Source organism: Paenarthrobacter sp. (genome assembly GCF_031180005.1).
GTDB lineage: Bacteria > Actinomycetota > Actinomycetes > Actinomycetales > Micrococcaceae > Arthrobacter.
Map to the genome: position 1 here is coordinate 40,265 of NZ_JAPSHI010000026.1, position 10,969 is coordinate 51,233.

General features: G+C 58.9%; 10 protein-coding genes. 3 read left to right on the forward strand and 7 right to left on the reverse strand.

Going from position 1 to position 10,969, the window contains the following annotated elements; genetic code table 11:
• Positions 1 to 262 precede the first annotated feature (262 nt).
• From RIF72_RS16480 to RIF72_RS16490, 3 genes are read left to right on the forward strand one after another with little or no spacing between them, the layout of a single operon-like run.
• Positions 263 to 1,234, forward strand: coding sequence for a carbohydrate ABC transporter permease (locus tag RIF72_RS16480; protein ID WP_375164241.1), 972 nt, complete (start codon positions 263 to 265; stop codon positions 1,232 to 1,234).
• Positions 1,231 to 2,112, forward strand: coding sequence for a carbohydrate ABC transporter permease (locus tag RIF72_RS16485; RefSeq protein WP_309075916.1), 882 nt, complete (start codon positions 1,231 to 1,233; stop codon positions 2,110 to 2,112). Before RIF72_RS16480 ends, RIF72_RS16485 begins: the two co-directional genes overlap by 4 nt.
• A 59-nt stretch (positions 2,113 to 2,171) precedes the next feature.
• A complete protein-coding gene (locus RIF72_RS16490; RefSeq protein WP_309075917.1) occupies positions 2,172 to 3,539 on the forward strand; it encodes an ABC transporter substrate-binding protein in 1,368 nt (455 codons plus the stop codon).
• Positions 3,540 to 3,645: 106 nt separating this feature from the next.
• On the opposite strand, the gene RIF72_RS16495 is transcribed toward RIF72_RS16490, so the two are convergent.
• From RIF72_RS16495 to RIF72_RS16525, 7 genes are all read right to left on the reverse strand, one after another.
• Positions 3,646 to 4,494: a TIM barrel protein gene (locus RIF72_RS16495; protein WP_309075918.1), complete on the reverse strand. Its 849-nt coding sequence runs from the start codon at positions 4,492 to 4,494 to the stop codon at positions 3,646 to 3,648.
• A gap of 2 nt (positions 4,495 to 4,496) precedes the next feature.
• Positions 4,497 to 5,333, reverse strand: coding sequence for a carbohydrate ABC transporter permease (locus RIF72_RS16500; protein WP_017199573.1), 837 nt, complete (start codon positions 5,331 to 5,333; stop codon positions 4,497 to 4,499).
• Positions 5,327 to 6,298 (reverse strand): sugar ABC transporter permease, encoded by a 972-nt coding sequence (locus RIF72_RS16505; RefSeq protein WP_309075919.1) that lies wholly within the window; start codon positions 6,296 to 6,298, stop codon positions 5,327 to 5,329. The genes RIF72_RS16500 and RIF72_RS16505 overlap by 7 nt, the downstream gene beginning before the upstream one ends.
• 11 nt (positions 6,299 to 6,309) lie before the next feature.
• Positions 6,310 to 7,635, reverse strand: coding sequence for an extracellular solute-binding protein (locus RIF72_RS16510; protein WP_309075921.1), 1,326 nt, complete (start codon positions 7,633 to 7,635; stop codon positions 6,310 to 6,312).
• Between the two features lie 209 nt (positions 7,636 to 7,844).
• On the reverse strand, positions 7,845 to 8,951 hold the full coding sequence (locus tag RIF72_RS16515) for a LacI family DNA-binding transcriptional regulator (protein ID WP_309075922.1): 1,107 nt from the start codon (positions 8,949 to 8,951) through the stop codon (positions 7,845 to 7,847).
• 74 nt (positions 8,952 to 9,025) lie between these two features.
• Positions 9,026 to 9,910, reverse strand: coding sequence for a PfkB family carbohydrate kinase (locus tag RIF72_RS16520; protein WP_309075923.1), 885 nt, complete (start codon positions 9,908 to 9,910; stop codon positions 9,026 to 9,028).
• 81 nt (positions 9,911 to 9,991) lie between these two features.
• Positions 9,992 to 10,969, reverse strand: a 978-nt coding sequence (locus tag RIF72_RS16525) for an SIS domain-containing protein (protein ID WP_309075924.1), incomplete at its 5' end; no start/stop codon positions are given.

The following is a 10,969-nucleotide window of genomic DNA, read 5'->3' on the forward strand; positions in this document are numbered from 1 at the left end:
CGCAAGACGGCGCAAACCCCGCGGCGGCAACGCAAACAGCGATATCCACAATTCCAATAATGAGTCTTGTGATAGCACCCGTAAGTGTGTAGGTTGAGAAATGACCTGAGGTTAGGTTGTCAGGTCAAATGTGAAACAAACGCTTTTCAGCAAGTGCTAAATCGCCCGGACAGCGATGACGAGGGGGTCAACGTGAGGGTTCTCTATGGGCAGATCAAACACAGATGGCGCATCGGTCGCCGCCTCTACGGCGCCGGGTGGAATGCATGACCGGGTTCGCACGGAAAACCGCGATGCGCAATCAAGCCGGGTGCCGGTCGACAGACCGCCACTAGCCGGTATCAAGAGGCGACGCTGGAATCGAAGAACGCGGAAAGATACGTGGGTGTTTGTCGCATTTGCGGCCCCCAATATTTTGCTCATCCTTCTGTTCACTTACCGTCCGCTCATCACGAACATCTACTACTCCACGCTGGACTGGACTCTGGGGTCCGCCAGCGCCACCGCCGTCGGTATAGGCAACTACGTGGAGTTCTTCAGCTCCCCGGATGCTTCAAATGTCTTAGGCGTCACCGCCATATTCACCGTCACAACTGTTGGTGGGGCCATGATTCTGGGGCTTCTGGTGGCGCTTGCGCTGAATCAGAGACTCAAGGGCAGGACCTTTGCAAGGGCTGTGGTTTTCGCCCCTTACGTCCTTTCCGGCGTGGGTGTCGGCTTGGTATGGCTGTTCATCTTCGATCCGACGTACGGCGTCCTTTCCTGGATCCTGCGCGGTGTGGGGCAGGTGAGCCCGCAGTGGGTAAATGATCCGAAGCTTGCGCTGGTCATGGTCACCATCGTTTATGTCTGGAAAAACCTCGGCTACTGCGCTGTGGTGTATCTGGCGGGCCTGCAGTCCATTCCCACGCAGCTCATGGAAGCCGCGGCCTTGGACGGCGCCAGCAATGTGCGGCGCTTCTTGTCGATCGTGGTTCCCCTGCTATCCCCCACCACGTTCTTCCTCCTGATTACCTCATTACTAAGCTCCCTGCAGGCGTTCGACATCATTCGGATCATGACTCCGTCAGGCAACGGAACCAGCACTTTGATCTTTGATTCCTACCTTCAAGCGTTCGGTTCCTACAACCGGGCGGGGTACTCGGCGGCTATCTCCGTTGTGTTGTTCGTGGGTCTGCTCATCATGACAGCCGTGCAGTTGCGGTTTGTGGAGCGAAAGGTTCACTACTCATGAGCACCGAAACCACAGAAGCTCCTCCCAACCGCGACCGTCCATTCTCCTGGCAAAACCTTGGCAGGACCATCGCGGGAGGCTACATTCCACTCCTTCTGGCAACGCTCGTTGTTTTCCTCCCCCTCCTGTGGATGATGCTGTCGTCATTGAAGGCACCGGGGGAAATCGTCACAACAAACCTGACCTTGCTTCCTAAAGACCCGAACCTGCAGAACTATGCGGACGCAGCGTCCACCGTGCCGTTCGCGCGGTTCTTCCTCAACAGCGTCATCGTGACCGTTGTTGGGTCCACGATCAAATGCATCCTGGCCGTCTTTACGGCATATGCACTGGTCTTTGTCCGATTCCCGTTCAAAAGGGTCATCTTCCTGCTGATCCTGGTGGCGCTGATGGTCCCGCCACAGGTTTCCGTTCTTCCCAACTATGTATTGATAGCGGGAATGGGAGGCCTGAACACCTATTGGGGGATCATCCTTCCCGGTTTGGGAACCGCGTTCGGCACCTTTCTTCTGCGTCAGCACTTCCTCACCCTGCCTCCGGCAATCATGGAGTCCGCGGAAATCGACGGCGCGGGACACTGGCGAAAGCTCTGGAAGATCGTGGTGCCCGTGTCGGTGCCAAGCATCGCGACGGTTGCGTTGGTAACCATCGTTTCCGAATGGAACGAATACATCTGGCCGCTCATCGTCACTGACCATCCGGACATGATGACCCTCCCCGTCGGGCTGACGCAGCTGGTCAATAGCGATGGCAGCACCCAGAACTGGGGCATGCTCATGGCCGGCGCCGTGATCGTCCTCCTGCCGATTCTGGTCATCTTTGCTGCATTGCAGCGTTACATCGTCTCCGGCCTCACTCAAGGTTCAGTCACAGGCTGAAGCCCACCACATCGAAGTTCCGCTCAATGCACTTCGACCACTAGAAAGGCACCTCTTCCATGTCCATATCACTTACCCGAAAGCACTTCCTCGGTTTGGCCGGAGCTACTCTTGGCGCCGCCGCTATGGCAGCGTGCGCCGGCCCCTCCACCGACGGTGCCGGCACCGCACTCAAGACGCTCTCCCCGGACGAATGGTCCAAGGTCAAGCCGGCCTCGAGTATCAGCTTCATGTCCAGCCACCCAGGGAAGTCCCGGGACACGGAAGTGAAGCTGATTGAAGCCTTCCAAGCAGCAAACCCGGGCATCAAGGTCAACCTCATCACGGGCGGGTCAAATTACGAGGAGGTGGCGCAAAAGTTCCAAACCGCCCAGGCAGGCAGTGAAGTACCGGACGTCGTTCTCGCTTCTGATGTGTGGTGGTTCCGGTACGCCGTCTCGGGCGCCATCCTGCCGATTGACGATCTCCTGAAAGCTGTCGGCGTGAGCACTTCCGACTACAACCCCGGCTTGATCGGCGACTACAAGCACTCTAACCAGCAATGGGCCGTCCCGTATGCCCGCTCCACGCCGTTGTTCTACTTCAACAAGGACCACTTCAAGGCTGCCGGAGTTCCTGAACGCGCACCTGCAACCTGGGAGGAGTTCGCAGAGTGGGCGCCCGGAATCAAGGAGGCAAATGCGTCGAGCTCCGGCTACCAGAACGCCTATCAATACCCGGCGATCGCGGGTTATGCCGGGTGGACCCTGCAGAATGTTCTCTGGGGACAGGGCGGCAGCTGGTCAAAGGAATGGGACATTACGGCTGATTCAGAGGCGTCAGTCGCTGCAATGCAGTGGGTACAGGATTCCATTGTGAAACATGGCTGGGCGGGAGTCTCGTCCAAGAACGCCATCACGGATCTTCAGGCGGGGGCCGTAAGTGCCACCATCAGCTCGTCAGCAGATTTGGCCGCCACGTTGAAGGCAGCGAAGGAAGCAAACATGAGGATCGGCGTCGGTTTCTTGCCGGGAGGCTCCGCAGCGAGTACGCAAGTTTGCCCGACCGGCGGCTCAGGCCTGGTGATCGCCAGCAAGACTTCACCGGAACGTCAGCTGGCAGCGGCCAAATTCGTGACCTTTATGACCAACGCCCAAAGCACAATGGCTTTGTCTTCAGCTACCGGATACCTTCCGGTGGCTGAAGCAGCAGATATTTCGTCGATTGTTGCTCAGACACCGGAGTTCAAAACCGTGGTGGACCAGCTCAAGGTAACCAGAACCCAGGACTTCGCGCGAACGTTCCTCCCCGGCGGAGACCAGGAGCTGGCCAAGGCTGCTACCAAAATCATGAACGAAAAAGCCGATGTGAAGTCGACGCTGACGCAGCTCAAAGGAACCTTGGAAGGTATTTACAACAAGGATGTGAAGCCCAAACTAAAGGCCTAGCATCCCGTGCCGTACCGCGCGAGCGTCGCCGCCCTCAGGGTGTGCGACGCTCGCCTGGCGGAAGGAAAGCCCCGACTCCTGGGGGTGGCCCCGGCACGGGAACGGGCTAAGCCACCGTCTGCGCCAAGCTAGTCTCAACAGCCTCGAGGCATCGCGTTACTGCGGTGCGCGGCTCCAGTGAGTAGGAGCCGTCACCAAAGAGTTCAAACGTTAGGGCTCCGCTGTAGTCCAGCTGGCTGAGTTCGCGCAGAATCTCATCCAGATCCAGAAAACCGTCGCCCCAAGCCAGGTGTCCAGTGGGAGCGCCGTCAACAAGGTGAACGTGTCGGATGCCCTCGCCGAAAGCCTTTGAATAGTCGCTGATGCTTTCTCCCGCTGCTGCCAGGGCAACGGTGTCAATCACCACCCCCAAAGTTGAGGATCCGACGTCGTCGAGCATTGAACGAAGCGAGCCGACGTCAGTGACGAGGTTCGACTCGACGCGTTGAAGAGGCTCAAGGACGCAAGCTACACCAAGTTCGGCAGCCCGCTGAGTGATGGTTTGGAGGGTTTCAACAGACCGCGTCCACGCGACATCAGCTGGTTCGTCCTCGTAGCCTCGTCCCGCAGTCAGGAACAAAAGGGGGGATTCCAGCTCGCTGCACACCTCCGCGGCCCGCAAGAAGAACTGGAGGCTTTGATCTCGAAGCCATTCCTCCCCCGAAGCAATATTGACGGGATAAGCAACCTGTTCAGGGGTAAGGCAGGCGACGGCGAGCCCCCGCTCCAGCAACTGTCCTTTCACCTTGCGCAGATGTGCTGAATCAGTTTGGGGTATGTGAAGGTGCGGGGCGATGCCCCAGAGCTCTACCTTGGTCCTTCCCAGTTCGGCCATATCATCGAGGCAGCGCTCAAGGGTGTGGTGCTGGTAGGCAAAGTTTGAACCGCTGACTTGATCCAAGCCCAGTTTGCTCATGGCTACTTACCAACTCCGTCGGCAAGTCCCCGGATAAAGTACCGCTGCCCGGCGAAGAAGAGCACAATCACTGGAATTGCCGCGATGGCCATGCCCGCGAACACCACGGGGTAGTCCGTGCCGTGCTTGGACATAAGATTCGTCAACCCAACCGGCAGGGTTTGCAACGCTCCCCCGCTGGTGAAGACCATGGCAAACAGGTACTCGTTCCATGTGAACAGGATGTTCAGGAGGACAGTCGATACCAGGATTGGCTTGCACATGGGCAGAATGACCTGCCAGAACGCCCGGGCTTTGGAAGCGCCGTCCACTGATGCTGCCTCATCCACCTCTGCGGGCAGGTCCATCATGTAAGCCCGGATAAGGAACGTTGTGAACGGAACACGGAACGCCGTGTACAGAATCAGCAATGCCCAGAGATTGTTATAAAGACCCAAGCTTTGGAACATCTTGACCAGCGGGATCAGGGCAACCGTGGGAGCAAGCATGAGGCCGCCAAGGATGAGGACGAGCACCACCCTGTTAAAGGGGATGTTCACCCTGGTCAGTCCATAGGCTGCCCAAGCACTGATGAATACAGTCGCAACGGTGGAAGCTACCGTGACCAAAACGCTGGTAGTCAGGTAATCACCCACTCCCCGATTCCATGCAGTGACGTAGTTATCCCATTTCCAGGCAATGGGCAGGGCGAAGGGATTGGAGAACAGCTCGGAGTTGGACTTCACGCCGTTGAGCATCATCCAGACCAACGGATAAATAACGACGACGGCGAGGGCAACCAGGAACGCTTTGATCAGGACCCGTCCGAGTACCAGCAGTACAGCTGAGCGCGTCACCATTGGACCCTCCTTTTCTTGGAGATACGAAGCTGAATGACGGCCAGGACCAGCGTGATGATGAAGACAGCAGTAGCGACGGCGGCCGCGTAGCCAAAGTCGTTGCGGACGAATCCGCTTCTGTAGAGCCAGGTGCCGAGGACTTGGCTGGAATTGTTCGGTCCTCCGCTGGTCATCACCATGACCTCGTTGAACACTTGGAAGGCTCCGGACACCGTGACAATCATCATGAGGCCGGTCATTTCCCTGACGAGCGGCAAGGAAATCGAAAAGAATCGCTGGACGGGGCCAACGCCGTCGATGGATGCGGCTTCATACAGTTCGGAGGGAATCCGCTGGAGTGCCACCGAGAAGAGAAGCGTGCAATACCCGAAGCCTTGCCACTGGCTCATGGCGATGATGGCAAAGATCGCCGTGTTTTCCTGGCCCAGCCATGCCTGAGTGAAGTTTCCGAGGCCTAGGAAGTCCAAAGCCGCGTTCAGGATGCCCATCTCGGGTTCGTAGATGAAGTAGAACAAGAGACCAGCGACTGTGAGTGAGATCGCGGAGGGTACAAAGTAGACGGCTCGAAGGATTCCCCTCCAACGTTGGCTTCGTAGTCCCTCGATCATCGCAGCGAGGGTCATCGCCCCGAATACCTGGAAGGCGATGGAGATGATGGCGTAGAGCGTGTTGTTAAGGAGTGACTTCCAGAAGATGGGGTCGTTGAACATGCGGACGTAGTTGTCCGCTCCCACAAAGGTTTGGCGGCCGCTGTAGATATCCCACTTGAGGAAACTGAAGCCAAGGTTCTGCACCAAGGGCAGGTAGGCGAACACACCCAGCAGCAGGACCGCAGGCAGGACCCACACAACGTTGCGCCAGCGACGTGTTCGGGCGGACTTGGCGGCCCGGTCTTTCGGGGACTTAGTGGAAACGGGCGCCGGAGGTGGAGCCGCCGGCTTCCAGGCAGTATCGGAAACGGTCATGGCTTTGCCTACTACTTAGCTGCACTGGAAGCTGCTCGGACGGACGCAAGAACCTGATCGGGGGTCTGAGTTCCGGCCACCAAGGCCTCCCCACCGGCAAGCCAGGCATCCGCCACAGCAGGAACAGTTACGGAGTCCAGCCAGGTAATCGCCGCGGACGCTTCATTGACTTGCTTGATGCCCTCGATGACAGGTCCGGAAGAATTCTCAGTAGAAACTGCGCCCTTGACTGCGCTGGGCTGCCCATACGGCGGGGCGGAGAGTTTGGCAGCATTCTGGCTGTTGGTGGCGAACTTCATGAAATCAGCTGCGAGTGCGGCGTTCTTGGAACGCGCATTGATGATGTAGCCCTCGGGGGAACCTTCAATGGCCTTCGGATCGCCCTTGGCGTCTGTTGCCGCGGGAAGCTTGAAGATACCCAATCCATCCTGCTTGAGCTTTGATTCGGCAGATGCGGTGGAGTCGAACTCCAGGATCTCCTGGTAGTACATACCTGACTTCCCCTCAGCCAATGCCTGCTGCGCTGTGGTGTAGAGAACACCGTTGGAATCTTTGCCGCTGCCGGTGCACTCATTGATCAGGGTGGTGAACTGGTCCATGGCCTTGAGGTAACCCTTGTCCTCGAGCTTGGCTGTTTCCGGGCTGAAATCGGCTTGTAGCGTCTCGGCCGGCACCTCGTAGGCGAAAAGTTGCTGCAGGTAGTGCAGCCCCGGCCAGCCGTCCTTGTTTCCGAACGAGATCGGCTCGTAGCCGGCTCCCTTGAGCACGGAGCACGATGAGATGAGTTCACCGAAGGTGGCTGGCGGTGTCAGGCCGAGTTCTTTGAAGATCCGCTGGTTGTAACCCATGAACTTGCCGTTGTTGTAGAGCGGCACCGCAAAGTACTTGCCGTCTTTGGCAAATGCTTTCAGTGCGGATTCGCCGAAGTTGTTCCCCCACTCTGTGCCGGGGGCAATGACCGGGGTCAGATCTGCCGCGAGTCCTCCATCAATGAAGTTGTTGGCCCAGCTGCCAGCCCACGTGAAGTAGATGTCAGGCATTGCCTGGGACGCAGTCAGCGTCTTGGTCTTGTCCTTGATGCTCTGGTCCGTCTCCTGGATGAGATCGAAGGACACTTCCGGGTGCTGCTTCTTGTACTCTGCCGCCAGATCCTCAAAGTAGGGTTCCAGCGGGTCTCCGCCAAACTTCGTGAGGATGCTGAGGGTTCCTGTGTACTGGGGCTCAGCGTTGGGATCCAGGACAGCAGCCGGCTGGCTACCGCCGTCGGAACAGCCGGTAAGCGCCAAAGCGGCGCCGGCCATCAATGCCATCAGTGATTGGGTGCTTTTACGCATCATGTCTTCTTTCGGTCGAAGGGCCGATCAGCCGGGGTTCCTCTACGGGAGTGGAAGTCATGCCCGCCGTTGGGATGTGCTTCACGGAGACGGGCTGAAGGGGTAACTCCTGGGATGGGACTTGGGGATGGAATTTGTGATACCGGTACCACAGTGAATCATGATTTGCGGCAGCGGGGAAGAGAGCTAGAGAAATTTACAGGGAGGAATTTCTAGTCGCTGCGGGCAGCGCGTACAGGGCCGTCCGAGGAACGGGCCACAAGCAGCGAAGGAAGGACGTGCTTCTTCGGGGCAGACGTATCGCCGTCGATCCTGGCAATGAGCTGCTGGGAAGCAACGGCCCCCATTTGGCGCATGGGTTGCTGGATCATGGTCAGCGGCGGATCCATGACGGCAGCCCAAGGGCTGTCGTCGAACCCGATCAGGGAGACGTCCTTTGGCAGGCGCAGGTTTTTGGCACGGAGCGAATGCAATGCCCCAACCGTCGCCTCAGTCTCGGTAGTGAAAATGGCAGTTGGCGGGTCCGCCAAAGCCAGCATTCCACTGACAGCCCGCGTCGCCTGGCCCTCGTTCTTGAGAACGTGGGTGATGAGAGCAGTGTCAAAAGGAATCCCGGCCTCTTCGAGCGCGTCGAGGTAACCCCTCAGCCGTTCACCATCACTCCAGAGCGCTTCATCCAGAATGCTGTGCATCTGTTTCAAATCCGTCGCCGGGCTCAGGGTCACGGGCCCCCACGCGAATGCAATGCGCCGATGCCCGTTGTGAATCAGCGAGGCGACCGCTGATCGTGCAGCTTCCCTGTTGTCGATCACCACCGAATCCGTCTCCAGCTTGTCCACCAAACGGTCAATAAGAACTACAGGAGTCCCTCGATCAATGGCATTGGACAGATGCGAGACGTCGTCGCTTCGGCCGGCCGCGGAGGCCACAACGAGGCCATCCACTTGCTTTGCCAACAAGACGGCGATGGCATCGCGCTCCAGCTCAAGCTTCTCGTCAGTGCTCAGAATGATGGCGTCATAGCCGGCCGATTTCGCCGTTTCCGAGATGCCTTTGAGCACGCCTGAGAAGAACGGGTTGGCCACGTCCGCCAGCACAATTCCAAGGGTTTTGGTGACCCCTGTGGTCATGCTTCGAGCCAGCGTGTTCGGTTGGTAGCCCAATTTCTCGGCGGCCCGCATCACCTTGGCACGCGTGGCTTCACTGACCGAACCATAGTTCCCAAGGGTTCGGGCAACCGTGGCCCTCCCCACTCCCGCAGCTGCTGCTACTTCGGTAATGGTGGGGGCAGCCGGGTGGTTCTGATGATCCGTCGCCATCCGGCCCCCTTCAGTTGTGGAATCCGCGTTCGCGGTTCCGTCCGTTGATTTGTCTCTGCATCAGATCCTAGTAGCTACCGCGACTGCCCGGCCGCTACCTCCACTGCCCTGCCGTATCCAAAGGCGCCCTCCACATAACACTGAGCCGCGGCCGACTCCGCGCCACGAGCCAGGGCTTTCTGCAAAGCGTCGACCGGCGGCCGGTTCGCCCGGCTCCAGCCGGAGCCAAGCAGGCTGACCACCACTCCCGCCAGGAAGGCATCCCCGCAACCCATCGTGTCTGCGAACCGAAGCGGGTCGGTAGGTGCCGCCGCCTGCGTGAGGAAGCGTTCGCCGTCGTACATCATTGCGCCTAACTGGCCGCGTGTCCCCACCGCAAGCGCAACGCCCGCCGCATGTACTCGCCTGAGGTCATATTCGACGGCGGCAACGGCCATGTTTCCGCACGACAAAAGCGCCAGGTCCACGTAGGGCGCCGTCTGCGTCAAATAGGAGTCAGTTCGACGCTCCGGCTCCGACGAGTAGTCGAAACTGACCAGCGTCCCTGTGCTTCGAACGGCAGGCAACTGGGGCTCGGACGCCGAATAGACGCTCGAATGCACCAGATCGGCTGAAGCCAGGTACTTCAGGTGCTCATCCTCCAGCGCGAAGGGATGACTCGTGGTGACGCCGCCTTCGTTCCAGCCCAGGAAGATCCGATCACCGTCCACCACTTTGATTTCGGTGACCCCGTTGAGGCCGTCGCGGATGATGCACTGACTGGTATCAACACCCTCAGCATCAATGGCATCGCGGACAAAAGCGCCCAGCGGATCCGAGCCAAAGACGCCGAGGTAGGCAGACTCAACGCCCAGCCGGCGGGCAAAGACCGCGACGTTGACGCAGTTTCCCCCCGGGTACATCACTTTGCGGTCGAGAAAACGGTCCACGATGTTGTCCCCGAACCCGATTACTTTCATGCTCTTCCTGTCTCGAAGCTGCGGGCCCGGACAGAACCGGGCCCGCAGCGCGGCCGTATGCCTTTGCGGGCGTCGTGCTGGTCAGTATTCGACCACCCGGTAGTAACGGCGCAGGTCCAGGGAGTGGTTGCGGACGCGTTCGAGGTGCTTGCTGAAACGGTCAAGAACCGTGTCCAGAATCAGCGGCGCAAGAAGTGCACGGAATCGTGGGCTAACCCCGGGGAGTTCGTAGTCTTTGCTGTCCAGCAGGGTGGTGTTCTTGTTGTAGTTTTCGGCGAACTTGGCCACACGGTCCATCAGCGGGCGGGTCTCATCCTCGCCCAGGAGCAGCATGAGGCTGGTGTCTTCCTCGATGAGTTCCAAGGAACCGTGGAAGAACTCTGCACCGTGCACGCGGGTTGTGCGAAGCCACTGCATCTCTTCGAGGATGCACATGGAATAGAGGTAGGTGAGGCCCCAGAGGTTTCCGGTGCCGACAAGGAAATGGTAGTCAGCGTCCTTGTTCTTCTCGGCAAAGGCTTCCGCCACGGATTCTGCTTGACGGGCGACGCCGACCAAGCTTTCGGGGACGGTCTTTAGTTCCGTCGCCAGTTCTTCGTACCCTTCAAATTCGCCCCGCGCGGCAAGGAGACGGGTGCTCAAGAGAATCATCGGGATGTCGAACGGCCAGGTTTTGGGTTCGGTCACCAAGGCGACATCGAGGGCTTTGGCGAAGGGGCTATCTCCGAATCCTGTAAACCCAACGGTGTAGGCGCCCTTGGCCTTGGCAAACTCGATGGCCTCGATAACGTCTTCCGTAGTGCCCGAAACGGAGGCAAAGACAGCCACGGAACCGGGGCCGAACGTGGGGTCATCCGTGAGCATGAGCTCTTTGCCGATGGAGGCGCGGACAGGCAGGGTGGAGCGGGACCGGATGAAGTGCTCGTAGGGCAGCATCGCGGCGTAGGTTCCGCCGGCGCCAATAAGGAACAGGTTGGTCAGCTGCCGCTCCTGGATGGAGTCAACAACCGATTCGATCTGCCCCTGCAACGCCAGTGCGCTGCGGGTCTGCGTGAGGAA